Raw genomic sequence first — 23,536 nt, forward strand, 5'->3', positions numbered from 1 at the left:
AGGTTGCTAGGCGATGACGATGTCGGGGAGGACGGCGTCGAACACGCCACGGTCGAAGTCGCCCGCCACCGGCGCGGCGACGGCGGCGGCTCCCAGCGCGGCCGCCCTGCGCAGCAGGTCGGGCCACGGCAGGTCCTCCACCAGGCCCAGGGCGAGCCCGGCCACCAGCGCGTCGCCCGCGCCCGTGGGGTTGCCCTCCACCCGGTACGGCATGCGCGCGCGGAAGGTTCCCTCCGGCGTGATGGCGTGCAGCCCTTCCTCGCCCATCGACACGACGACCGCCCCCGCTCCCTCGGCCAGGACGGCCTCGGCGCCGCCGTCGGGGAAGGCGCGGGCCAGCTCGTCCTTGTTGGGCTTGACGATCGAGGGCCGCCCTCTGGGCGCGTGGCGCAGCGGCTCGCCGTCGGCGTCGACGATCGTCGGCACGCCGGTCGTGGCGGCGAGCGTGGCGTAGAGATCGGAGGGGACGCCCCGGGGAAGGCTGCCGGAGATCACGACGGCCTCGGCGTCCTTGGCCAGGCGTTCGAACCCGGCGAGGAAACGGTCGAGCTCGTCGCCGGTCACGAGCGGGCCAGGCTCGTTGAACAGCGCCGTGGTGCCCGAGTGGATCGCCAGCGTGGTGCGGGAGTCGCCGGAGATCGGGGTGAGCGCGGAGGGCAGGCCCGCGGCGTCCAGGTCGGCGCGGATGGCCTCCCCCGTCGGCCCGCCCGCGAGGCCCGCCACCACGACCTCGCGGCCGAGCGCGGCGAGCACCCGCGCGACGTTGACGCCCTTGCCACCGGCACGCCTGTGCACCGAGGAGACCCGGTTCACCCCGTCCCAGTCGGCGTCGGGCACCTGGTAGGTGACGTCGAGGGCGGCGTTGAGCGTGACGGTGAGGATCATCAGGGCTCCGTGATCCAGTCGCCGCGCTTCATGACGCCGGCGACCTCGAGGGAATCGTTGAGGACGACCAGGTCGGCCACCTTGCCCACCGCGATCGACCCCACCTGGTCGGCGACGCCGAGCACGCGGGCGGGGGTCAGTGAGGAGATCTCGACGGCCTCGGCGATGGAGAGCCCGACCTGCTGGACGGCGCGGCGGAAGGCGACGTCCATGGTGAGGGTGCTGCCCGCGATGGAACCGCCCTCGGCCAGGCGCGCCACGCCGTTGCTGACGTCGACCTGCATGGATCCGAGCACGTAGGTGCCGTCGCCCATGCCGGTGGCGGCCATCGCGTCGGTGATCAGCGCCGTGCGCCCTGGCCCCGCGACGGCGTAGGCGAGGCGGAGCATGGCGGGGTGGACGTGGACGCCGTCGTTGATCAGCTCGACGGTGACGCGTTCGTCCTCCAGGAGCGCCGCGATGGGGCCGGGCGCGCGGTGGCCGAGCGGGGGCAGCGCGTTGTAGAGGTGGGTGGCGACGCTCGCGCCCGCGTCGATGCCCGCGATCGTCTGCTCGTAGGTGGCGTCGCTGTGGCCGAGGGCGGCGATGACGCCTTCGGCGCTCGCCGCCCGGATGGTGTCGAGCGCCCCGGGCAGCTCGGCGGCGATGGTCAGCATGCGCACGTGGCCGCGTCCCGCCTTGACCAGCTCGCCGAACTCCTTCGGGTCCGGCTCGCGCAGCAGCTTGGGGTTGTGCGCGCCGCAGCGGGCCTTGGAGATGTAGGGCCCCTCGAAGTGGATGCCGGCGAGGATCCCCTCCTCGCACAGGTCGGCCAGGGAGGCGGTGGCGGCGGCGATGTCCTCGATCGTCCCCGTCACCAGGCTCGCGACCATCGTGGTGGTGCCATGACTCTCGTGGAGCGCGACGGCGTCGCGCGCCTTGTCCTGCTGACCAGCGGGGAAGGACCCGCCCGCGCCGCCATGGTTGTGGATGTCGACGAAGCCGGGCACGACCAGCCGCCCGGCCAGGCTGTGGCCCGCTCGGGGGGCGGGTCCGTGACCGACATGCGTGATGCGGCCGTCTTCGATGGTCAGCCACCCGTCGTGAACTCCCTCGGGAGTCGCGATACGGGCGTCGGCGAGAGTAAGGCTCATGAAGAAAGAATCACAGATCGCGTGAGGTGCATCGGCTCGTCGGGGTCGAGTCCGCGGGCGAAGGCGCGCGCGACCGCGACCCGCTGGGCGCGGATCAGCTCGGCCATCGGGTCGAGCGAGGTCTCGAAGAACGTGCCGCCGGTGGCTTCGACCTGCTCGCGCAGCCCTTCGGGCGCCGTGCCGAGCATCCAGGTGACGCGGCCGGGGCCGGCGATGCTGATCGGGCCGTGGCGGTACTCCATCGCCGGGTACGCCTCGGTCCACGACCTGGAGGCCTCGCGCATCTTCAGCGCCGCCTCCTGCGCCAGGCCGACCGACCAGCCGGTGCCGAGGAAGCTGAACTGCTCGGCCTCGACCAGCTCGGCCTCCAGCGGGGCGGAGACGGCCTCGCTCGCGTCGGCGATGGCCTTGGTGAGGTCCTCGCCGAGGCTGGCGCGCAGCAGCGCGAGCTGGGTGGTGGCGAAGCGGGTCTGCACGACCGACCGCTCGTCGGCGTAGTCGAGGACGATGACCTGGTCGGCCAGCGTCATGACCGGGGTGTTGGGGTCGGCGGTGATGGCCGTGGTCCTGGTCCCGGCTTTGCCGAGCAGGTCGAGGACCTCGGTGGTGGTGCCCGAGCGCGTCAGCGCGAGCACTCTGTCGTAGCCGCGGCCGAGCGGCGCCTCCGACGCGGCGAAGGCGTCGGTCTCACCGAGGCCCGCCTGCTCGCGGAGCGTGGCGTAGGCCATCGCGATGAACCAGGAGGTGCCGCAGCCGACGACGGCGACCCGCTCGCCCGGCTTGGGCAGGGCGTCGGCCGGGATGCTCTCGACGGCTCTGCGCCAGCAGTCGGGCTGAGACGCGATCTCGGCCTCGGTGTGGGTGGTCACGGCTTCCTCCCGATTGTGTTTGTTTCTGCTCTTTTTATATCAGAAAGGAGCACAACTGGGCAGTGGTAGTGGGCGCGTCATCGGATGTGCCACCCTTGCCTCCATGAGCCGTTATGACCGTTGGAACGCGATCCTCGAGCTGCTCGCAGAGGAGGGGCGGCTCTCGGTCGAGGAGGCGGCCCAGGCGCTCGACGTCTCCACCGCGACCATCCGCCGAGACTTCGACCAACTCGCTCAGCAGCAGATGCTCATGCGCACCCGCGGCGGTGCCGTCGCGCAGAGCGTCAGCTACGACCTCCCCCTGCGGTACAAGACCGCGCGGCACGCCGACGAGAAACACCGCATCGCCGCGGCCGCGGCCGAGCTGGTCTCCCCGGGCGCCGTGGTCGGGATGAACGGCGGCACCACCACCTCGGAGCTGGCCCGCACGCTGGCCACCCGCTCGACGCTCGAGGCCGGGTTCACGATCGTCACCAACGCGCTCAACATCGCCTCCGAGCTCACCGTCCGCCAGCACGTGAAGATCGTGGTGACGGGAGGGGTGGCCAGGCAGCAGTCGTACGAGCTCATCGGACCTCTGGCGAGCGGCGTGCTCGAGCAGGTGACGCTGGACGTGGCGTTCCTCGGTGTCGACGCGCTCGACGTCGAGCTGGGCGCCTCCGCCCACCACGAGGGGGAGGCCGCGGTCAACAGCCTGCTCATCGGCAGGGCCGCCCAGGTCGTGGTCGTGGCCGACTCCTCCAAGCTGGGCAAGCGGGCCTTCGCCAGGATCTGCCCCGTCAACCAGATCGACACGCTGGTGACCGACGAGCGGCTGTCCGACGACATGGCGCGCGGCTTCGCCGACGCCGGGGTGAAGGTCATCAGGGCGTGAGCGGGAACGCCAATGTTGTGGCGCAGCTCAAAGTCCGTTAACGCTCGACCCCGACGAAAGCGGGTACGTTTCGTGTCATGACGGCGAACATCGGAGCCTCCAGGCTCGGCCCCGCCGAGAGATCGGCCGCGCTGGCCGCGCTAGCGGAACGAGAGCTTGACGTGGTCGTCGTGGGCGGCGGCGTCGTGGGCGCGGGCGTGGCGCTCGACGCGGCCACCCGCGGCCTGGCCGTCGGGCTCGTCGAGGCGCGGGACTTCGCCTCAGGCACCTCCTCCCGATCCTCCAAACTGATCCACGGCGGCCTGCGCTACCTCGAGCAACTCAACTTCGACCTGGTCAGGGAGGCGCTGCAGGAGCGGGCGCTGCTGCTCCAGCGCATCGCCCCCCACCTGGTACGGCCGGTGCCCTTCCTCTTCCCGATGACCCACTACGGATGGGAGCGCCCCTACGTGGGGGCGGGCGTGGCGCTCTACGACACGCTCGGCTTCGCGTCGGGACTCACCCGTGGCGTACCAGGGCATCGGCACCTGTCCAGGAGCAGGGCGCTGCGGCTGGCCCCCGCGCTCAAGCGAACGGCCTTCACCGGCGCCGTGCAGTACTGGGACGCCCAGGTCGACGACGCCCGCTACGTGATGACCATGCTCCGCACCGCGGCCGCCTACGGCGCGCACGTGGCGCAGCGGGCCCAGGTGGTCGGCTTCCTGCGCGAGGGGGAGCGCGTCACCGGAGTGAGGGTGCGCGACCTGGAGAGCTCCACCGAGGTCGAGATCAGGGCGCGGCAGGTCGTCAACGCCACAGGGGTCTGGACGGACGACATCCAGGAACTGGTCGGCGGCAGGGGCCAGATCCACGTGCGGGCCTCGAAGGGCATCCACCTGGTGGTCCCGCGCGACCGCATCCACTCCCTGACCGGGATCATCCTGCGCACCGAGAAGTCCGTGCTCTTCGTGATCCCGTGGGGCCGGCACTGGATCATCGGCACCACCGACACCGAGTGGACCCTCGACAGGGCCCACCCCGCCGCCTCGCGGGTCGACATCGACTACCTGCTCGACCACGTCAACGCCGTGCTCTCGGTGCCGCTGACCAGGGACGACGTCGAAGGCGTCTACGCCGGGCTGCGCCCGCTGCTGTCGGGTGAGTCGGAGGAGACCTCCAAGCTGTCCAGGGAGCACGTGGTCGCCCACCCGGTGCCCGGCCTGGTGATGATCGCGGGCGGCAAGTACACCACCTACAGGGTGATGGCCAAGGACGCGGTCGACGCGGTCGCGCACGGCCTCGACCAGCGCGTGCCCGTCTCCTGCACCGACCGCATCCCGCTGGTGGGCGCCGAGGGCTACCAGGCACTGTGGAACTCCCGCCACCGGCTCGCGCACAGCTCGGGCCTGCACGTGGCGCGCATCGAACACCTGCTGCAGCGGTACGGCTCGCTCATCGACGAGGTGCTGGAGCTCATCGAGAAGGACCGGTCGCTGGCCAGGCCGCTGAACGGCGCCGACGACTACCTGCGCGCCGAGATCGTCTACGCGGCCACCCACGAGGGGGCCAGGCACCTCAACGACGTGCTGACCCGGCGCACGCACATCTCCATCGAGACCTTCCACCGCGGGCTCGCCGTGGCACAGGAGGCGGCCGAACTGCTGGCGGAGCCGCTGGAGTGGGACGACGACCACGTGAAGAGGGAGGTCGAGTACTTCTGCAAGCGGGTGGAGGCCGAGCGGCTCTCCCAGGAGCAGGACACCGACCAGGAGGCCGACGCGATCCGCCTGGGCGCCCCGGAGATCGTTCCCGTCGCCCTCCCCACCCATCCCTGACCCGCCCCGCAAGGCGGTCCCCGGCCCTTCGAGGAGCCGGGGACCGAGGAACGGCAGCGGTCAGGCGAGCGGGATCCAGGCCTGCTCGTCCAGCGTGTTCAGGTCGTTGACCTTGATCCCCGAAGGCGACACCGTCCACAGCGAGTCACCGATCACCAGCGACCGCTGGATGTTCGGCTCGTAGGTGTAGTTCTCCTCCTTCACCCGGGGGTGCTTGATCGTGCCCGCCTCGCTCACCCCGCTGTCGGTGATCTTCAGCACCATCGCCCCGGACTCCGACTCGCCGTTCCTGTAGCTCGACACGGGGATGACGGCGGTCCCGGTCTTGGGCCAGTACAGGAACGCGTGCGGGTCCCACTCGGCCTCGGAGCCCGAGTCCTTCTGGAACAGCTGCGACAGCCGCCGCGGGTTGGCCGGGTCGCTGACGTCGAACAGCGAGACCTGGGTGCCGAGCGTCCTGCCCTTCTCGCTGGCCTCCTGGCCGAGACCGATCAGCCTGCCCTCGCCCGCCGGGTGCAGGTACGCCGAGTAGCCGGTGATCTTGAGTTCGCCCGTCACCTTCGGCGCGGCGGGGTCGCGCAGGTCAAGCGTGTAGAGCGGGTCGACCTGGCGGAAGGTCACCACGTATCCCACGGGGCCGATGAAGCGGACCGAGTAGATGCGCTCGTTCCTGCCCAGCCCGCCGACCTCGCCGACCTTGGCCAGCGTGTCGGCGCGCAGCACGTAGACGCTGCTGGAACTGGTCTTCTGGTCGGCCGTGGTGGTGGCCACGCGCAGGTTGCCCTCGTACTCCGACATGGCGTACTGGTTCAGCAGCCTCCCGGGGACCTTGCCGGACGCGACGTACTTGGGGGCGCCCGCCTGGCTGATGTCGAAGCGGTGGACCTCGGTCTCCTCAGGCGGGACGGCGGGGCCGGTGGCCGGCGCGCCTGATCCCGTGGGCGTGGGCTCGTCGATGGGGGCCAGCGCCGAACCCGACGACCCGGTGGAGGAGTCGGCGGAGGCCGCGGGGGCGGAGGCCGTGGCGGACGGCGCGTCCGACGGCGAAGCCGGGGGCACGGGCGTGGTCGTGCCTGACACGGTGGCCGGCGGCTGCGGCGTGTCCGCCACCGGCACCGGCTCCATCGGGACGGGGAACCACCAGCGCGGGTTGCTGGTCACGTACAGGCTGGTCCCGGTCCCGTACACGGTGTCGCCGTCGGCCGCCACCGCGATCGGGTCGGCCGCCGAGGCCCCCAGATCCCGCGTCAGGTCGATGGAGTGCACCGTCAGCAGCGACGTCCCGGTGTACTCGTCGGGGTGGCTGACCTGCTCGCACTTCACGGACTCCTCGCGCGACCTGCCCGAGGCGTCGGTGATCGTGAACTTCGGCAGCCACGCCGAGATCGGCGCCTGCCGTACGACGGCCTGGTTGACCTTGATGCGCTCGGCCTCGGGCACGTCCTCGCGCGGCTGCGGGAAGGTGATGTCGGGCTGGCTGCGCACGACCAGCCGGACGGTGGAGCCCACGAGCCTGGCGTCCACGTGCATGCCGCGCGGCTCGATCGTGCCCAGCAGCCTGGGCTCGCCGGACAGGTCGACGAGCGCGTACTGCGGGCCGCCGGTGGGCGCGAAGGCGCGCTTGGCCACGGCGCCGAACGGGATGCCGCCGCCGTTGAACAGCACCAGGGCCCTGTCGCCCGACACGAGCAGGTCGCCCGCGACCCAGTTCTCCTTGGCCAGCTCGAGCGTGCCCGTGACCTTTCTGGTCGCGGCGTCGATGACGCGGAGCTTGCCGTGGCTGACGGTGATGACCCGCTTGCCGTCCGTCTTGACCAGGTCGGGCTCGTCGACGCCCTGCTCGTGCACGTTCGTGGTGGAGTGGTCGGCTGCCTTGCCCTCGGCCGTCGACTGGGGGACGGCCTTGCCTGCGACGTCCGAGCGCTCCATGTACATGATGGGCGGCCCGCCGAGGCCCCATGACGAGACGTTCTTGGCGGTGTTCTCGCGCAGCCCGGACAGCATGTCGTCGCAGCTGCTGTAGGAGACCAGCTTCACGTCGCTCAGGTCGAGTGGCGCCGCGGTGCGCGGGGCGACGGAAGAGGAGCAGGCGGCGGCCGCCGTGGCGAGGGCGGCGGCGGTGAGTGCCGTCCGGATCAGCGTCTTCATGACCACCTACACGGGCGGGCGCGCGGAACGGTTCATGAGGTTCTGGTAAATGTCGGGCTGAAGCCGACGCCGTTCGGGATGTCGAGCAGCGTGCGGACCTCCTTGCCCGCGAGGTCGACGACCTCCACGCGGTCCCTGGTGGCGTTGTCGAGCTCCCAGCAGTAGAGGTGGGTCTCGTCGTACCAGCCGAGGAGCTTGTCGCAGGAGGAGGACACCTTGCGCAGCCGGTCGCCCGAGGCGCTGTCCCAGAGGCACAGCTCGCCCGCGGCGCCGTCGGGGCAGCGGGTGGCGAACGTCCTGCCCGAGGGGGAGAAGATGTCCTGCGTGCCCGCGGGCAACTCGCCGACGTTGACGGCGTCGCGCACCTTGTTGCCCGAGGCGTCGAAGAAGCGCAGGTCGGAGCCGAACAGGTTGACCACGCCCTCGCTCCTGCCGTCCCAGCCGAAGGAGCTCTTGCCCGTCACCTTGACCACCTCGGCCTTCTTCGTGGCCACGTCGACGATGGCGAAGCCCAGGTAGAGCCAGTCGTCGCCCTTGGACTGCTCGACATTGAGCAGGATCTTCGAGCCGTCGCCCGACCAGGCGCGGATGCTGCTGATCAGCGGCTCCTTGACGGTCTTGATCGACGTCTTCCTGTCGGTCCGCTGGTCGGTGATCTCGACGGAGTCGTAGCGGTCGGAGGTGTAGTTCTTGCTGCGTCCCGCGAGGTAACGGCCGTCAGGGGACAGCAGGGTCTCCCAGTTGCCGCCGTAACGGCTGAACGGGCCCGTGAGCGCCCCTCTGGCGTAGTTGACCCACTCCTTGGAGTTCTTGTTGTAGACCTCGTAGGAGGTGAGCTTGATCGGGTCGCCGGAGTGCTCGTAGGCGGTGGCCTGCGTGCCGAGCAGCCGCTGCTTGGTCAGCGCCTGCGTCGGCACGGCCGTGCGGGACGGCGTGGCCGAGGGCTTGGGCGTGCTCTCCTGCGCGGCCGACGACGGCGAAGGCGTGGGGCGCCCGGCCAGTCTCTCCCACGGCACCGCGATGACCGCCACGATGACGAGCAGCGCGACGACGCCTGCCGCGAGGCCGACGACCAGGCCGGTCCTGCTCTTCTTCGGCGGAGGGTAGGCGCCCACCGGATAGGTCGCGGGTTGCCACCCCCGCTGGGGGCCCTGTGGAGGTCCCTGCGGCGCCCACTGGCCCTGAGGGGGCGGTGGCCCCGTGGGACCGAGCGGAGGGAAGCCGGGGTTGGACACCTGTGGGTGCGGCTGGGGTTGCGGCGAGCCTGGGGACGGATAGGTGTGCGGGGCGCCCGCGACGGAGGCGGCGGCCGCGGCCTCCTGCAGCATGCCGCCGGGCGTCACCGGGTGCTGCAGCAGCCGCATGATGACCTGCTCGGCCGTGGGCCGCTGGGCCGGGTCCTTGGACAGGCAGGCGTGCACCACCCCGCGCAGCGGCTCGTCGAGGCCGGACACGTCGGGTGCCGCGTTGAGCACCCTGTTGATGACCGCGGGCATGGTGTCACTGCCGAACGGCGCGCGGCCCGAGGCGGCGTAGGCGATCGTGCTGGCCCAGGTGAACAGGTCGGCGGCGGGCCCCACCTGGTGACCGAGTAACTGCTCGGGCGCCATGAACGACGGTGTCCCGACCGGGGAGGAACTGATCGTGGAGGTGGCGTTCAGCGCTCTGGCGATGCCGAAGTCGATCACGCGGGGGCCGTCGGGGGCGATGATGACATTGGCGGGCTTGAAGTCGCGGTGCACGATGCCCGCCTGGTGGATCGCGGCGAGCGCGGTGGCGGTGCCGATCGCCAGGCGGTGGAGGGCCGGCCCGGTGCGCGGGCCCTGCTCCTGGACCACCCGCTGCAGGGAGGGTCCCTCGATGTACTCGCTGACGATGTAGGGCCTGTCGTGCTCGGCGCCCGTGGCCAGGACCTGGGCGGTGCAGAACGGGGCGACCTGCTGGGCGACCCGGACCTCGCGCAGGAACCTCTCGGCGCTGACCGTGTCGCCCGGACGCAGCCACTTGATCGCGACGCGTGCGCCCGTGCGGTCGGCGGCGAGGTAGACGACGCCCTGGCCGCCCTCGCCGAGCCTGCCGAGAAGCGTGTAGTCACCGAGCCTGGCCGGGTCTCCAGATCTGAGCTGGTCGTAGGGCGACATGTACGGAATTCTCGCGTGTCGCCATAACGGTTGAGCCACCGAACATTCTTCCAGGTTTGCCGCGAGGCCTCAGCCGAACCCGGCGAGCCGTTCCCGCCGCTGCACGCTGCGACCCTCGAAGGCCTGGTCGACGGCGTCGTTCAGCGGGAGACGGGCAGGTCTGGTGAGCTGCCCAGGCGTGTTCATGTGACTCTGATGAAGGTGGGACCGTAGTCCTCGTCGTCCGGGCTCTCGAGCAGCGTGCGAACCTCATCGCCGGCGAGGTCGACGACCTCGACGCGGTCCACGGAGGCGTCGTCGAACACCCAGCAGTAGAGGTGGGTCTCGTCGTACCAGCCGAGGAGCCTGTCGCAGGAGGAGGACACCTTGCGCAGCCGGTCACCTGAGGCGCTGTCCCAGAGGCACAGCTCGCCCGCGGCGCCGCGGGGGCATTCCGTGGCGAACGACCTGCCCGAGGGGGAGAAGAGGTCCAGCATGCTGTCGGGAACGTCACCGATGTTGACGGCGGCGCGCACCTTGTTGCCCGCGGCGTCGAGGAAGTACAGATCGGAGCCGTAGAGGTTGACCACGCCGTCGTTCCGGCCGTCCCATCGGAAAGGACGGTCGTTCTCGCCCGCGACCGTGACCACGCTCGCCTTCCGCGCCGCCACGTCGACGATGACGAAGCCCGTGTGGAGCACGTTCTCGCCCTTCGTCTGTTCGACGTCGAGCAGGATCTTCGAGCTGTCCTTCGACCAGGAGATGATGCTGCTCGCCAGCGGGTCCTTGACGGTTGTCACGGCGGCCTTCTGCCGGCCGGTTCTCGTATCGGTGATCTCGATGGAGTCGTAGCGGCCGGCTGTGTCGTTCCTGCTGAGCCGGGCGAGAAGGCTGCCGTCGGGGGAGAGCTGGGTCTCCGTGGCACCGTCATAGTGGCGGAACGGGCCCGTCAGCGTGTCCCTGGCGTAGTTCTCCCACGCATTGGTGCCCTTGCTCTTGAAGTCGTAGGACGTGAGCCTGATCGGATCGTCAGGGCGCTCGAAGAGGGTGGACCGCGTGCCCGGTATTTGCTGCTCGGCCACTCCCTGTGTGGGCCCGTCCGAGCGGGACACGACGACGGCCACCACCGCGAGGAGCAGCGCGGCGAGGGCCGCCGCGAACCCCGCGACCAGCCTTTTCCTGTGTTTCCTCAGCCGCCTCGGACGACTCGTCCCGGGTCGGGCGGCGGTCGACGCCGAGCCCTGACCGGTTCCCAGTGGTGACTCGGCGGGACCTCGAGGCGGAGGGACGACCGCCTCTGGACTCTGAAGACGTGGGGGGTCGCGGCCAGGGAGAACAACGGTGGGCGCGACGGAGGCGGCGGCCTCCGGCGACATGCAGCCAGGGGCCACCGGGTGCTTGATCAGCCGCTTGATGACCTGCTCGGCGGTGGGCCGCTGGGAGGGATCCTTGGACAGGCAGGCGTGCACCACCCCGGCCAGCGGCTCGTCGAGATCTGACACGTCGGGGCGCTCGTTGAGGATCCTGTGGATGACCGCGGGCATGGTGTCGCTGCCGAACGGCGCGCGGCCCGAGGCGGCGTAGGCGATCGTGCTGGCCCAGGCGAACAGATCGGCGGCGGCGCCGACCTGGTGCCCGAGGAACTGCTCGGGCGCCATGTACGACGGTGTCCCGACGGGGGAGGAACTGATCGTGGAGGTGGCGTTCAGCGCTCTGGCGATGCCGAAGTCGATCACGCGGGGGCCGTCGGCGGCGATGATGACGTTGCCCGGTTTGAAGTCGCGGTGCACGATGCCCGCCTCGTGGATCGCGGCGAGCGCGGTGGCGGTGCCGATCGCCAGGCGGTACAGGGCGGTACCCGCGCGCGGGCCATCCTCCTGGACGACGTGCTGCAGGGTGGGCCCCTCGATGTACTCGCTGACGATGTAGGGCCTGTCCTGCTCGACGCCCGTGTCCAGCACCTGGGCGGTGCAGAAGGGGGCGACCTGCTGGGCGACCTGGACCTCGCGCAGGAACCTCTCGGCGCTGACCGCGTCGCCGAAACGCAGCCATTTGATCGCGACGCGCGCGCCCCAGGGGTCGTCCGCGAGGTAGACGACGCCCTGGCCGCCATCGCCGAGCCTGCCGACGATCGTGTAGTCACCGAGGTGTGACGGGTCTCCTGACCTGGGCGGATCGTAGGACCGCATACGTGAAATTCTCTCGCGCCTCCCAACGGTGGAGCTACCGAATATTCTTCCAGGTATGCCGCAAAGCCTCAGCCACGTGGTCTCCAGCGGAAGGACGCAGGAGATCAACGCCCCGTTCACCGGCGAACCACTGGCACAAATGCCGATCTCCACACCCGACGACGTCCGCGCCGCCCACGAAAGGGCCCGCGCAGCGCAGGAGGCGTGGGCGGCCCTGCCCGCGGCCGAGCGCGCCAGGCCGTTCCTGCGGCTGCACGACGCGATCCTCGACCGGCGCGCCGAGATTCTCGACGTCGTCCAGCAGGAGACGGGCAAGGCCCGCAGGCACGCCTTCGAGGAGGTGCTCGACGTCGCGGGCTGCGCGCTCTACTACGCCCGCCGTGCCGCGGGACTGCTCGCGCCGAAGGCGCGCAAGGGGATCTTCCCCGTGGCCACGCGCGTGGTCGAGCTGCGCCACCCCAAGGGCGTGGTCGCGCTGATCTCGCCCTGGAACTACCCGCTCTCGCTCGGCGTGGGCGACGTGGTCCCCGCGCTGTTGGCGGGGAACGCGGTGGTGCACAAGCCCGACACGCAGACCTCGCAGTCGACGCTGTGGACGATCGACCTGCTGGCCGAGCTGGGCATGCCGCGCGAGATCTGGCAGGTGGTGCTGGGCGATCCGGCCGACATCGGCGACGCGCTCATGGACGGCGCCGACTACGTCGCCTTCACCGGCTCGACGCGCGGCGGCCGCAAGATCGCCGAGGAATCGGCCAAGCGGCTCATCGGCTGCTCGCTCGAACTCGGCGGCAAGAACCCGATGATCGTGCTGGACGACGCCGACCTCGACGTCGCCGCCCAGGGCGCGATCCGCGCCTGCTTCACCAACGCGGGCCAGCTGTGCATCTCCATCGAGCGTCTCTACGTGCACGAGTCGATCTTCGACGCGTTCGCCGACCGCCTGGTGCGCCAGGTCGAGGGCATGAAGCTCGGCGCGGGCCGCGACTGGTCGATCCAGATGGGCTCGCTGACCTCGCAGCGTCAACTCGACGGCGTGGTCGCGCACGTCACGGACGCGGTCGACAAGGGCGCCAAGGTGCTGACCGGCGGCAGGGCCCGCCCCGACCTCGGACCGCTGTTCTACGAGCCGACCGTGCTGACCGGCGTCACCGAGGACATGGCGCTCTGCCGCGACGAGACGTTCGGCCCCGTCGTCAGCCTGTACCCCTACTCCTCGGAGGAGGAGGTGCTGGCGCTGGCCAACGACACCATCTACGGGCTCAACGCCTCCATCTGGACGGGCGACCCGGCGCGCGGGCGGGCGCTGGCCGCGCGGGTGAAGGCGGGCACCGTCAACATCAACGAGGGCTACGGCTCGGCCTACGCCTCCTACGACGCGCCGATGGGCGGCATGAAGGCCTCGGGCCTCGGCCGCAGGCACGGCGTCGAAGGGCTGCTGAAGTTCACCGAGGTGCAGACCGTCGCCGGCCAGGCGTCGTGGCTGGGCTTCGACCCCCCGATGGGCATGCCGTACGACAAGTACGCCGACCTGCTGGCGGGCCTGCTCAAGACGATGAAGAAACTGCGGCTGAAGTGAGCTTCGACGTCCTGGTCATCGGATCGGGCTTCGGCGGCAGCGTGTCCGCGCTACGGCTGACCGAGAAGGGGTACAAGGTCGGGGTCCTGGAGGCGGGCCGCAGGTTCGACGAGTCGACGCTGCCGAAGACCTCGTGGCGGGCGCGTGACTTCCTCTGGGCGCCATGGCTCGGGTTGAAGGGCATCCAGCGCATCCACGTCCTCGGCGGCGCGAAGGGCACCCGCGTCATGGTGCTGGCGGGCGCGGGGGTCGGCGGCGGCTCGCTCGTCTACGCCAACACCCTCTACGAGCCGCTCGACCCGTTCTTCGCCGACCCGCAGTGGGCGGCGATCACCGACTGGAAGGCGGAGCTGGCCCCCTACTACGACCAGGCCAAACGCATGCTCGGCGTGGTCGTCAACCCGACGCTCACCCGCGCCGACGAGGTCATGAGGAAGGTCGCGGCCAGGATGGGCGTCGAGGAGACGTTCCGCCTGGCCCCCGTCGGCGTGTACTTCGGGCCCTCGGGCCGGGACCCGTACTTCGGCGGCGCGGGACCCGTCCGCCAAGGATGCGTCGAGTGCGGCGAGTGCATGACGGGCTGCCGCCACGGCGCCAAGAACATGCTGACCAAGAACTACCTCTACCTGGCCGAGCGGGCCGGCGCGAAGGTCTACCCGGAGTGCACGGCCGTCTCGGTCAGGCCGGACGGCGACGGCTACGTCGTCACCGCGCGCCGGACGGGCGCGCCGTGGCAGCGCCGTACGTTCAGGGCGAGGCAGGTGGTGTTCGCGGCCGGCACCTACGGCACCCAGCGGCTCCTGCACCGGCTCAGGGACAGCACGCTGCCGGGGATCTCGCCCAGGCTCGGCGCGCTGACCCGCACGAACTCCGAGGCGCTGCTCGGCTTCGAGCGGCTTTCGACCGGCGGCGACAGGCTCAACCGCGGTGTGGCGATCACCTCCTCGATCCATCCCGACGCGGAGACCCACATCGAGCCGGTCCGCTACGGCGACGGCTCCAACGCCATGGGCCTGCTGCGCACCCTGCTCGTCGACGGCGACCGGTCCAGGTGGCGCGGGTTCCTGCGTCAGATCGCAGGGGATCCGCTGACCGCGCTGCGCCTGCTCAACCTGCGCCGCTGGTCGGAACGCACGATCATCGCGCTGGTCATGCAGGCCAACCACAACGCCATCACCACCCGCAGGTCACTGTTCGGCCTGCGCAGCGAGGGCGGCAGGAACCCGACGTGGATCCCCGCCGGTCACGAGGCGGTACGGCACGCGGCCAAGGAGATCGGCGGCGTGCCAGGCGGGTCGTGGCTCGACCTGTTCGACACCCCGGCGACCGCGCACTTCCTCGGCGGCTGCGCCATCGGCGACTCCAGGGAGAGCGGGGTCATCGACCCCTACCACCGGATCTACGGCTACGAAGGGCTCCACGTCGTGGACGGCTCGGCGATCTCGGCCAACCTCGGCGTCAACCCGTCGCTCACCATCACCGCGCAGGCCGAGCGCGCCATGGCGTTCTGGCCGAACGCGGGGGACGCCGATCCGCGCCCGGCGGTAGGGTCCCCTTACATGAAGATCACTCCGATCGCGCCGGCGCGGCCGGCCGTACCCGAGGCGGCTCCCGGAGCGCTGCGACTGAAGATCGTCTCATGAGCTGGCAGGAGTGGGCGCTGAGCCTGCTGGACGAGCCCCGCGAGCCCACTCCGCTCGTCGAGTTCCCGGACGGCGGGCCCGTCAGGGTGCTGTTGAAGGACGAGACCGCGCACCCGACGGGGACCATGCGCCACCGGCACGCCAGGGCGCTGTTCCGCAGGGCGATCGTCGAGGGGCTGGTCACCGAGGGCACGACCGTGGTCGAGGCGACGGGAGGCAACGCGGCCGTCGCCCAGGCGTGGTTCGCCAGGCGGCTCGGCCTGCCGTACATCGTGGTGATGCCGGGGCAGCGCACGGAGCAGCGGGCGAGGCGCGTCGAGGAGCTCGGCGGGGAGTGCAGGTTCGTCACTCCACCGCCGGCGATCTACGACGCGGCGCGTAGGATCGAGGGGCACTTCCTCGACCAGTTCGGTCGCGCGACCGAGCACGATCTCGCGGACGAGCTGCTCGCGCAGGTGAAGCCGGACTGGGTGGTGGTCGGCGCGAGCACCGGGGTGACGTCGGCGACGCTCGGCAGGCGGACGCGCGTCGCGGTGGCCGACCCGGAGAACTCCGCCTACTTCCCCGGCTGGACGCTCGACGCGGCCGACTACGCGACGGGCATGCCGTCGCGGATCGAGGGCATCGGCAGGCCGAGGATGGAGCCGGGCTTCAAGGGCGATCTCGTCGACAGGGTGATCCCGGTGCCCGACGAGGAGAGCAGGGCGATGGCGCGGCGCATCCGCGAGGTGACGGGGATCGCGGCGGGTGACGCGGCGGGCGCCGCGCTGGCCGCCGGGCTCATGCTCGCCGAACGCATGGACGGCGGCCTGATCGTGACCGTGATCGGGGGAATAGCCGCCGGCCGGTGAATGTCGTAGTACGCCATGGAGATGCGTTACGCGGGCGGCCCGACCGCCGTGATCGAGCTGGGCGGCGTCCGGCTGGTCGTGGATCCGACGTTCGACCCGCCAGGTGAATACCCGATCGGCGAGCGGAAGCTCACGAAGACGGCGGGGCCGGCCTTCGGGCCCGAACCGGCCGATCTGGTGCTGCTCTCGCACGACCAGCATCCGGACAATCTCGACACGGCAGGCAGGGCCTACCTGGAGACCGTCCCGCTGGTGCTGTCGACGGGACAGGCGGCCGGACGGCTCGGCGGCGCCGTCAGGGCCCTGCCGAACTGGGAGAGCGTCACGGTCGGCGCGCTGCGCGTCACCGGCGTCCCTGCCCAGCACGGACCCGACGGCAGCGAGCACCTGGTGGGCGAGGTCACCGGTTTCGTGCTGTCGGGCGACGGCCTTCCGACCGTGTACGTCAGCGGCGACAACGCCTCACTCGACGTGGTCAGGGCCATCAGCGCCCGCATGGGCGCGATCGACGTGGCCGTGCTGTTCGCGGGAGGGGCGCGGACGCCGCTCCTCGGCGAGGCCAACCTGACCCTTTCGAGCGCCGACGCCGCCGAGGCCGCGCGCATCCTCGGTGCCCGTGACGTGGTGCCGCTGCACTTCGAGCACTGGCAGCACTTCACTCAGGGGCCCGACACGCTCGTGCAGGCCTTCGAACGGGCCGGCCTGTCCGACCGGCTGCGCCTGCTGAAGCCGGGCGAGCAGATCACAGTGGGTGGCTGACCCAGACGTTCGGCGCGACGTAGACGGCGTGGTCCTGGCCGAGCGCGGAGAGCGGCCATCCTCACGCAGCGGGTCGCTGCACGGGCTGGTCGTACGTCCTGAAGATCAATGTCGTCTGCAGGTGCACGATCTCGGGGCGCACGAGGTACTTCTCGAGCACCAGGCGGTGCAGGCTCTCGGCGTCGGCCACCGCCACGTGCACGAGGAAGTCGTCGGGGCCCGCGACGGCGTAGAACGCGATCGTCTCCGGCAGTCCCAGGATGAACACGCGCAGCGGATCGACGAGCTGGCTGGTGTGCGGCCGCACCTTCAGCGCCAGGAACGCCTGCAGGGGCCTGCCGAGCGCCGAGGTGTCGATGGTCGCCCTGAACCCGGTGATCACACCACGTCGCCGCAGCGACCTGACGCGTTCGAGTGCGGTGGAGGGGGCCACGCCGAGCCGTTCGGCCAGGTCCTTGTTCGGCAGCCGCGCGTCCTTCTGCAGTTCCTTGAGAATCGTCAGGTCGATCGAATCCAGTTCGGCGCTCATCGTCTTCTGCTTCCTCCGATTCGGTGGCGCTGGCCTCTCGCCGCATGTTCACCCGATTATGGCCGTATGTGGGACATCGAGGAGTTCGAGAGCGCGGCGCGGGTCGCCGTCGAGGAGCTGTCGCGCTACGTGGCCGACAGCCAGAGCGGCACGGCCAGGGTGCTCAACCGCACGCCGCCGCGTGAGCTGGCCGAACGCCTTCATCTGCCTGAACTGATCGAGAAGGGCGGCCTGACGCCCGAGGCCTTCCGCGGCTTCCTGCGGGCCTTCCTCGACGAGGGCACCAGGCTGCACCACCCGGCCTATCTGGCCCACCAGGTCGCCTCGCCCGACTTCCCCGCGGCGCTGGCCGACTTCGTGCACGGCGCGACGAACAACCCGATGGCGGTCTACGAGATGGGTGCCTCCGCCGCCACAGTGGAGTTCGAGGTGCTGCGGTGGATGCTGGACAAGGTCGGCTTCCCCGACGGCGGCGGTGTGCTGACCCACGGCGGCTCGCTGGCCAACCTGACCGCCCTGCTGGCGGCCAGGGCACGCGCCGTTCCCTCCGCATGGGAGGAGGGAGTGCCCGGCGACCTGGCGATTCTCGCGCCGTCCTCCGCGCACTACTCGGTGTCGCGGGCGGCGAGCATCCTGGGCATGGGGCAGCGGGCGGTGATCCCGCTGCCCACCGACTCGCTGGGCCGCATCGACGTCGCCCGCCTGCCCTCCTCGTTCGACCGGCGGCCGATCGCGCTGGTCGCGGGCGCGTGCGCGACCGGCACCGGGCTCCACGACGACCTGCGCGCGGTCGGACAGTGGTGCCGCGAGCGCGGCATCTGGTTCCACGTCGACGCCGCGCACGGGGCGTCGGCGCTGCTCAGCGAGCGGCACGCGCACCTGCTCGACGGGATCTCCCTCGCCGACTCGGTGATCTGGGACGCGCACAAGATGCTGCGCACCTCGGGGCTGTCGGCGGCGGTCCTGGTGCGGCGCGAGGGCGATCTCGACGCGGCCTTCCAGCAGCAGGCCAGCTACCTGTTCTACGGCGACCAGGGTTTCGACCTCATCAGCAGGACCGTGGAGTGCACCAAAGCGGCGCTCGGCCTGAAGGTGTTCCTCAACCTGGCGTGGCGGGGGGAGCGGGGGCTCGGCGACTACGTGGCCAGGCAGTACGACACCGCGCACAGGTTCTGGGAGCTGGCGCGGGAGCGGCCTGGGTTCGTCCTGCCGTACGAGCCGGAGAGCAACATCGTCTGCTTCAGGTACGGCGACGGCGACCAGACGGTGATCCGCGAGCGGCTGATGGCCGACGGCGCCTTCCACCTGACCTCGACCGAACTGGACGGCGTGCGGCACCTGCGCGTCACCGTCATGGCGCCCGCGACGGACGAGCGGCACCTGGAGGCGCTGCTCGACACCGTCGCGGGCGGCCGGAGCACTACCTGACGCCCTTGACCGGCAGGACGGCGACCGCCCCGACGAGAGAGATGACGATGGCCGCGACCCAGAGCGAGGCGTAGCCGCCCAGGCTCCCGATGATCGCCGCGGCGATGAAGGGCGCGATCATCTGCGGCCCCGCGTTGGCGATGTTGAGGATGCCCATGTCGCGGGCGGCGTCCTCCTTGCTGGGCAGGACGAGCGTGACGATGGCGATGTCGACCGCGCTGTACGCGCCGAAAGCGGCGCCCTGCACGACGGCGAACAGGAGCATCGCGGTCCAGGTCGGCCACAGCAGAGGCAGCAGCATCGCCAGTGCCGCCACGACACCCGAGACCGTCACGAACAGCTTGCGGCGGTCGAGCCGGTCGGACAGCGGCCCGCAGATCACGGTCGCCACGATGCCGCTCAGCGTGGAGACGATCGTGATGGTGGCCACCGCCTGCGGCGCCTGGTCCTTCGGGATGCCGATGTAGTCCTGGACGATGAACAGGGTGAACATCAGCGGCATGAAGTAGCCGAGGATCATCATCGCGCGGCCGAGGAAGACCCACATGAAGTCGCGGTGCCTCAGCGCGGACAGGAAGTCGGTGATCGACGGCCTGGGCTTGACGACGACCTCGTACTCGCCGGGGCGCGGGTCGTGCGTGAGCGTGACGACGAGCAGTGCGCCCAGCACGACCGCCGAGCCGAACACGAGGTAGCCGAGCGAGATGTCGGCGACGAAGAACACCGCGACCTGGGTGCCCAGGATGGTGCCGAACGACAGGGCGACGCCGAGGACGGCGGAGGCGGTGCCGCGGCGCTCCTCCGGCACCCGGTCGGGGACGATCGCGGTGAGGGCGGCCTGGTAGATGTTCATCATGGCCTGGGCCAGCGACCAGCCGAGCAGGATCATCGGGATGGTGGAGACCTGGCTCATCAGCAGCATGGTGGCCAGGGCCGCGAGGGCGCCGCCGATGATCCAGGGGTTGCGCCTGCCCCAGCGGGAGCGGGTGGTCCTGTCGGAGAGCGTGCCACCGATCGGGTTGAAGACCGTGGCGAAGATCGCGCTCACGCCGGCGACGAGACCGACGTTGGCGACCTTGTCGGCGGGGTCGATCGCGGCGATCTGGGACTGCACGAGCAGGCCGCCGACGCCCATGTAGAGGGCGTACATGACGGCGTTGCCCGCGCCGAGGACGGTGAGCAGCTTCGGAAGGCCGTCCCGGCGGACGCCAGTGGCGGGGACCATGGCGACTCCTGACTTGAGGGGGTGCTTATACGTATAAGCACTGGATAGCATCGGGTGACGGCACCTGACAAGAGGAATGTTCTGAACGTGATGAGCGGCAACAGACCCGCCACCAGCATGGACGTGGCCAGAGCGGCAGGCGTCTCCCAGGCCACGGTCTCGTACGTGCTCAACGACCGGCCGGGCAGCCGGATCAGCGAGGAGACCAGGGCCCGCGTGCGTGACGCGGCGGAACGGCTCGGATACGTCCCCCACGCGGGCGCCCGCACCCTGCGCACAGGCAGCAGCGGCCTGGTGCTCGTCGCGCTGCCGGACGTCCCCCAGGGCTCCCTGGCCACCGGCCTCCTCGAGGAGCTCGACAGGAAGCTGGGCGGGCGCGGCTACACGATGGTCCAGTACGGCGCGCGCGAGGTGAAGGGCGTGGCCGCGGCGAAGGCGTGGGCCGAGCTGCGACCGGTCGCCGTGCTGGCCGACCTGGCCAGGCTGACCGGCGCGGGCATCGAGGTGCTGCGTGCCGCCGGGGTCAAGGCGATCATCGGGATGGGGTCGGAGGGGATCGGCGGAATCCCCTCCGTGCTGGCCGACCACGAGGGGGTGGGCGCGCTGGCCGTACGGCACCTGATGGAAAGGGGCCGCACGGAGATCGTGGCGATCGTGCCCCGCGAGGAGGGGATCAGGCCCATGGGCCTCGAAAGGCTGCGCGGCGCGCGGTCGGCAGGCGTGCCCGTCAGAGCCGTCGACCTGGCCTTCGACGAGGGCGAGGCGGCCGCGTTCGTGGCAGGTCTGTCGGGCGGGGAGGGCGTGTTCGCCTACAACGACGACTACGCGATGCTCCTGCTGGCCGCGCTCCACGACGCGGGGCTCGCCGTGCCGGGCGACGTGGCGGTGGTGGGCTGCGACGACCTGCCGCTCGCGCGCCTGACCCGACCCAGGCTGACCACCGTCAGGCCCGACCTGTCGGAGGCTCCTGCCAGTATTGCCACGTTGATCGACCGGCTCGTCCGCGGCGAGACGTGTGGCGACGTCGGCATCTGGACACTCCAGCTCATCGGAAGGGACTCCACATGACCGAACTCGACGCCCGGCTGCGCGCCGTCCTCGATCTGGCGCAGGCCGACGCGCGGGAGACGGCGGGCAGGCACGAGTACGACGGCAGGATCCAGGACCTGTCTCCCGAAGGTGTGCGGGCCGGGCTCGCGCGGGTCGGTGAGGGGCCCGCGCCCGCCGACGCCTACGACGCCGCCCACCTGGAGGTGTTCGAGGACGCGGCGAAGGTCGTCTTCGGTGAGCTGGAGCTCCACCGGCGCAACCCGCTGTTCCACCTGTCCAATCTCGACCTGGCCTGCTACGACCGCGACTACGCGCCGGAGGAGGAGCGCGCCGCCGCCAAGGCCGCGCACCTGGCGCTGTGGCCCGAGGCCGTCGACCACGCGATCGCCTCCCTCGACCAGGTCCCGGCGCCCATCGCCACCTCGCTGCTCGGCGCGGTCAAGGGCCTGGCGGCGGGCGTCACCGACGCCGAGGCGCTGAAGGCGCACGCCAGGCTGGTCGCGCACGTCGAGCGGGCCGCCGCGGCGGGCGATCCCGACGCCGCTCTCGGCGGCCAGGCCCTGGCCAGGCTGATGGGCGGGTCCGAGGGGCTGCCCGTCGACCTCGGCAGGCTCGCCGAGCGCGCGGACGCCGAGCGCGACCGGCTGATGGAACGGCTCGCCGACGCCTGCGCCAGGCTGGGAGAGCAGGGCAGGCCGCCGCTGGAGGTCGCGCGGGAGCTGGTCAAGCAGCACCCCGACGCCGACGGGGTGATCGAGGCGGCACGGGTCGGCACGGAGAAGGCCATCGCGTTCACCCGCGAGAAGGACCTGGTGCCCTACCACGACGGCGAGTGCCTGGTCGGGCTCGCGCCCGAGTCGCGCCGCTGGGCGATGGCGATGATGGCGTGGAACGCGCCCGGCGAGCCCGAGGGCCCCTCGTGGTACTACATCACGCCGCCCGACGCCTCGTGGCCGGTGGAGGAGCAGGAGAAGTGGCTGGAGGTCTTCAGCGACACCACGCTTCCGGCGATCAACGTGCACGAGGTGGCGCCGGGGCACTTCTCCCACGGCCGCGCGCTTCGACACGTGGGCACCGACGTCAGGCGCCACCTGCTGTCGATGTCGTTCGCCGAGGGATGGGCCCACTACGGCGAGGAACTGTGCGTCGAGGAGGGCTTCGAGGCTCACGACCCGCGCTTCGAGATCGGCGTCTGGCTGGAGGCGCTGATCCGCGTCACCCGTCTGGCCTGCGCCATCGGCGTCCACACCGGGCAGATGACGGTCGAGGACGGCGCGCGTCGCTTCGCGTCCGACACCCAGCTGGCCGGTCCCGCCGCGCTGTCCGAGGCCCGCAGAGCGGGCTTCGATCCCACCTACGGCCGCTACACGTGGGGGAAGCTGCTCATCCAGGACCTCAGGGCGCGAGCCCGCGCCGAATGGGGCGCGGCGTTCACGCTGCAGCGCTTCCACAAGGCGATGCTCGACCTCGGCTCGCCGCCGCTCGGCCTGCTCGACAGGATCCTCTGAGCCCGCCGACGGGCGCGGGTAACGTTTACCGCGCCCCCCGGTGTCCTTTCCACACGACGGAGATCACGCTAACGTCTCTTTCAAGCGAGCGCTAGGGAGGGGCGGTGCGGGAGCTCTCCGGCAAGGTCGCGGTGGTGACGGGCGCGTCGGGCGGGATCGGCAGAGCGCTGGCGGTGCGGTTCGCGGCGGAGGGCATGTCGCTGATGCTCGCCGACGTCGATCCGCGCGGCCTGGCCGAGACGGCCGCGATGGTCTCGGGGGTCAAGGTGCTCACCCAGATGACCGACGTCTCCGACGCGCCGGCCGTACACCATCTGGCCAACAGGGCCTTCAGCGAGCTCGGCGGGGTGCACGTGCTGTGCAACAACGCGGGCGTCTTCCAGGGCGGACGCATGTGGACGCGCACGGAGGAGGATTTCGCCTGGCTGCTGGGCGTCAACGTCTGGGGCGTGCTGCACGGCATCCGCGAGTTCGTGCCGCGCATGATCGAGCAGGACACCGAGGGCCACATCGTCAACAGCGTCTCCGTCGCGGGCCTGTTCGCCGGGCCCAACCTCGGCGGCCAGGCGGTCAGCAAGTACGCCGCCCTTGCCGCCTCCCAGTCTCTCGCCCACGACCTGCGGCAGGTCGGTTCCAAACTGCGCGTCACCGCGCTGTGCCCCGGCGGGGTGCGCACCGGCATCAGCCGCTCCGAGCGCGTCAGGCCCGCCGACCTCGCGGTGGCCCGCACCCGCGACGACCTCTTCTCGCAGGAGTGGCTCGAGGCGCTGGTGGAGAAGGGCGTCGATCCGGCCGAGGTCGCCGACGCGACCGTCGCGGCGATCAGGGACGAGCGCTTCCTCGTGCTGACCCACGCGAGCTACGAGCGGAGCCTGGTCGAGCAGACCGCCACCCTGCTCGACGGAGGGGTTCCGGGTCCGCCCGACTACGAGTGA

General features: G+C 71.0%; 18 protein-coding genes. 10 read left to right on the forward strand and 8 right to left on the reverse strand.

The window, feature by feature from the left end; all coding sequences use genetic code 11:
- Positions 1–6: 6 nt before the first annotated feature.
- Genes ACFSKW_RS07925 through ACFSKW_RS07935 form a run of 3 tightly spaced genes read right to left on the reverse strand, consistent with a single transcriptional unit; the run spans position 7 to position 2,887 of the window.
- On the reverse strand, positions 7–885 hold the full coding sequence (locus ACFSKW_RS07925; protein ID WP_379570691.1) for a 1-phosphofructokinase family hexose kinase: 879 nt from the start codon (positions 883–885) through the stop codon (positions 7–9).
- Positions 885–2,018 carry an N-acetylglucosamine-6-phosphate deacetylase gene (gene nagA, locus ACFSKW_RS07930; RefSeq protein ID WP_379570693.1) on the reverse strand — a complete coding sequence of 378 codons (1,134 nt, stop codon included), beginning with the start codon at positions 2,016–2,018 and terminating at the stop codon, positions 885–887. The genes ACFSKW_RS07925 and nagA overlap by 1 nt, the downstream gene beginning before the upstream one ends.
- Complete coding sequence (locus ACFSKW_RS07935; protein ID WP_379570695.1) at positions 2,015–2,887, reverse strand: SIS domain-containing protein; 873 nt, start codon at positions 2,885–2,887, stop codon at positions 2,015–2,017. The genes nagA and ACFSKW_RS07935 overlap by 4 nt, the downstream gene beginning before the upstream one ends.
- A 103-nt stretch (positions 2,888–2,990) precedes the next feature.
- Between ACFSKW_RS07935 and ACFSKW_RS07940 the strand changes: the two genes are divergently transcribed.
- Together ACFSKW_RS07940 and ACFSKW_RS07945 are read left to right on the forward strand one after the other, a co-directional pair.
- Positions 2,991–3,761, forward strand: a complete 771-nt coding sequence (locus ACFSKW_RS07940; protein WP_379570697.1) for a DeoR/GlpR family DNA-binding transcription regulator — start codon at positions 2,991–2,993, stop codon at positions 3,759–3,761.
- Positions 3,762–3,838: 77 nt separating this feature from the next.
- Positions 3,839–5,575: a glycerol-3-phosphate dehydrogenase/oxidase gene (locus tag ACFSKW_RS07945; protein WP_379570699.1), complete on the forward strand. Its 1,737-nt coding sequence runs from the start codon at positions 3,839–3,841 to the stop codon at positions 5,573–5,575.
- Positions 5,576–5,635: 60 nt separating this feature from the next.
- Here the strand turns inward: ACFSKW_RS07945 and ACFSKW_RS07950 are convergent, their stop codons facing one another.
- The 3 genes from ACFSKW_RS07950 to ACFSKW_RS07960 all read right to left on the reverse strand — a co-directional run bounded on the left by ACFSKW_RS07950 (position 5,636) and on the right by ACFSKW_RS07960 (position 12,032).
- Positions 5,636–7,723 carry a beta-propeller domain-containing protein gene (locus tag ACFSKW_RS07950; RefSeq protein ID WP_379570701.1) on the reverse strand — a complete coding sequence of 696 codons (2,088 nt, stop codon included), beginning with the start codon at positions 7,721–7,723 and terminating at the stop codon, positions 5,636–5,638.
- Positions 7,724–7,755: 32 nt separating this feature from the next.
- Entirely contained in the window at positions 7,756–9,864 is a 2,109-nt protein-coding gene (locus tag ACFSKW_RS07955) for a serine/threonine protein kinase (protein WP_379570703.1), read from the reverse strand.
- A 182-nt stretch (positions 9,865–10,046) separates the two neighbouring features.
- Complete coding sequence (locus tag ACFSKW_RS07960) at positions 10,047–12,032, reverse strand: serine/threonine protein kinase (RefSeq protein ID WP_379570705.1); 1,986 nt, start codon at positions 12,030–12,032, stop codon at positions 10,047–10,049.
- A 55-nt stretch (positions 12,033–12,087) separates the two neighbouring features.
- Here ACFSKW_RS07960 and ACFSKW_RS07965 point away from each other — a divergent pair, with 55 nt between their 5' ends.
- The 4 genes from ACFSKW_RS07965 to ACFSKW_RS07980 are packed head-to-tail and all read left to right on the forward strand — an operon-like array spanning position 12,088 to position 16,861.
- Positions 12,088–13,608, forward strand: a complete 1,521-nt coding sequence (locus ACFSKW_RS07965) for a succinic semialdehyde dehydrogenase (protein WP_379570707.1) — start codon at positions 12,088–12,090, stop codon at positions 13,606–13,608.
- Positions 13,605–15,251: an FAD-dependent oxidoreductase gene (locus ACFSKW_RS07970; protein WP_379570709.1), complete on the forward strand. Its 1,647-nt coding sequence runs from the start codon at positions 13,605–13,607 to the stop codon at positions 15,249–15,251. The genes ACFSKW_RS07965 and ACFSKW_RS07970 overlap by 4 nt, the downstream gene beginning before the upstream one ends.
- On the forward strand, positions 15,248–16,102 hold the full coding sequence (locus ACFSKW_RS07975) for a PLP-dependent cysteine synthase family protein (protein WP_379570711.1): 855 nt from the start codon (positions 15,248–15,250) through the stop codon (positions 16,100–16,102). The genes ACFSKW_RS07970 and ACFSKW_RS07975 overlap by 4 nt, the downstream gene beginning before the upstream one ends.
- A 15-nt stretch (positions 16,103–16,117) precedes the next feature.
- Positions 16,118–16,861 carry an MBL fold metallo-hydrolase gene (locus ACFSKW_RS07980; protein ID WP_379570712.1) on the forward strand — a complete coding sequence of 248 codons (744 nt, stop codon included), beginning with the start codon at positions 16,118–16,120 and terminating at the stop codon, positions 16,859–16,861.
- Between the two features lie 61 nt (positions 16,862–16,922).
- On the opposite strand, the gene ACFSKW_RS07985 is transcribed toward ACFSKW_RS07980, so the two are convergent.
- Positions 16,923–17,390, reverse strand: coding sequence for an Lrp/AsnC family transcriptional regulator (locus ACFSKW_RS07985; protein ID WP_379570714.1), 468 nt, complete (start codon positions 17,388–17,390; stop codon positions 16,923–16,925).
- Positions 17,391–17,456: 66 nt separating this feature from the next.
- Here ACFSKW_RS07985 and ACFSKW_RS07990 point away from each other — a divergent pair, with 66 nt between their 5' ends.
- Complete coding sequence (locus tag ACFSKW_RS07990) at positions 17,457–18,818, forward strand: pyridoxal phosphate-dependent decarboxylase family protein (protein WP_379570716.1); 1,362 nt, start codon at positions 17,457–17,459, stop codon at positions 18,816–18,818.
- On the opposite strand, the gene ACFSKW_RS07995 is transcribed toward ACFSKW_RS07990, so the two are convergent.
- Positions 18,811–20,043, reverse strand: a complete 1,233-nt coding sequence (locus tag ACFSKW_RS07995; protein ID WP_379570718.1) for an MFS transporter — start codon at positions 20,041–20,043, stop codon at positions 18,811–18,813. The two genes, ACFSKW_RS07990 and ACFSKW_RS07995, sit on opposite strands and share 8 nt — an antisense overlap.
- Before the next feature lie 90 nt (positions 20,044–20,133).
- On the opposite strand from ACFSKW_RS07995, the gene ACFSKW_RS08000 reads away from it, so the two are divergent.
- From ACFSKW_RS08000 to ACFSKW_RS08010, 3 genes are all read left to right on the forward strand, one after another.
- Positions 20,134–21,111 (forward strand): LacI family DNA-binding transcriptional regulator, encoded by a 978-nt coding sequence (locus ACFSKW_RS08000; RefSeq protein ID WP_379570720.1) that lies wholly within the window; start codon positions 20,134–20,136, stop codon positions 21,109–21,111.
- Entirely contained in the window at positions 21,108–22,601 is a 1,494-nt protein-coding gene (locus tag ACFSKW_RS08005; RefSeq protein WP_379570722.1) for a DUF885 family protein, read from the forward strand. The genes ACFSKW_RS08000 and ACFSKW_RS08005 overlap by 4 nt, the downstream gene beginning before the upstream one ends.
- 104 nt (positions 22,602–22,705) lie before the next feature.
- Positions 22,706–23,536 carry an SDR family NAD(P)-dependent oxidoreductase gene (locus tag ACFSKW_RS08010; RefSeq protein ID WP_379570724.1) on the forward strand — a complete coding sequence of 277 codons (831 nt, stop codon included), beginning with the start codon at positions 22,706–22,708 and terminating at the stop codon, positions 23,534–23,536.

Origin of the sequence: Nonomuraea mangrovi (assembly GCF_042681425.1) — a bacterium.
Taxonomy (GTDB): domain Bacteria; phylum Actinomycetota; class Actinomycetes; order Streptosporangiales; family Streptosporangiaceae; genus Nonomuraea; species Nonomuraea mangrovi.

Excerpts from the sequence above, each read along its gene's own strand:
- ACFSKW_RS07985 (WP_379570714.1), bottom strand. The coding sequence starts at position 17,390 with ATGAGCGCCGAACTGGATTCGATCGACCTGACGATTCTCAAGGAACTG.
- nagA (WP_379570693.1), bottom strand. The coding sequence starts at position 2,018 with ATGAGCCTTACTCTCGCCGACGCCCGTATCGCGACTCCCGAGGGAGTT.
- ACFSKW_RS07925 (WP_379570691.1), bottom strand. The coding sequence starts at position 885 with ATGATCCTCACCGTCACGCTCAACGCCGCCCTCGACGTCACCTACCAG.
- ACFSKW_RS07975 (WP_379570711.1), top strand. The coding sequence starts at position 15,248 with ATGAGCTGGCAGGAGTGGGCGCTGAGCCTGCTGGACGAGCCCCGCGAG.
- ACFSKW_RS07990 (WP_379570716.1), top strand. The coding sequence starts at position 17,457 with ATGTGGGACATCGAGGAGTTCGAGAGCGCGGCGCGGGTCGCCGTCGAG.
- ACFSKW_RS07980 (WP_379570712.1), top strand. The coding sequence starts at position 16,118 with ATGGAGATGCGTTACGCGGGCGGCCCGACCGCCGTGATCGAGCTGGGC.
- ACFSKW_RS07965 (WP_379570707.1), top strand. The coding sequence starts at position 12,088 with ATGCCGCAAAGCCTCAGCCACGTGGTCTCCAGCGGAAGGACGCAGGAG.
- ACFSKW_RS07940 (WP_379570697.1), top strand. The coding sequence starts at position 2,991 with ATGAGCCGTTATGACCGTTGGAACGCGATCCTCGAGCTGCTCGCAGAG.
- ACFSKW_RS08000 (WP_379570720.1), top strand. The coding sequence starts at position 20,134 with ATGAGCGGCAACAGACCCGCCACCAGCATGGACGTGGCCAGAGCGGCA.
- ACFSKW_RS07950 (WP_379570701.1), bottom strand. The coding sequence starts at position 7,723 with ATGAAGACGCTGATCCGGACGGCACTCACCGCCGCCGCCCTCGCCACG.
- ACFSKW_RS07955 (WP_379570703.1), bottom strand. The coding sequence starts at position 9,864 with ATGTCGCCCTACGACCAGCTCAGATCTGGAGACCCGGCCAGGCTCGGT.
- ACFSKW_RS08005 (WP_379570722.1), top strand. The coding sequence starts at position 21,108 with ATGACCGAACTCGACGCCCGGCTGCGCGCCGTCCTCGATCTGGCGCAG.
- ACFSKW_RS07945 (WP_379570699.1), top strand. The coding sequence starts at position 3,839 with ATGACGGCGAACATCGGAGCCTCCAGGCTCGGCCCCGCCGAGAGATCG.
- ACFSKW_RS07960 (WP_379570705.1), bottom strand. The coding sequence starts at position 12,032 with ATGCGGTCCTACGATCCGCCCAGGTCAGGAGACCCGTCACACCTCGGT.
- ACFSKW_RS07995 (WP_379570718.1), bottom strand. The coding sequence starts at position 20,043 with ATGGTCCCCGCCACTGGCGTCCGCCGGGACGGCCTTCCGAAGCTGCTC.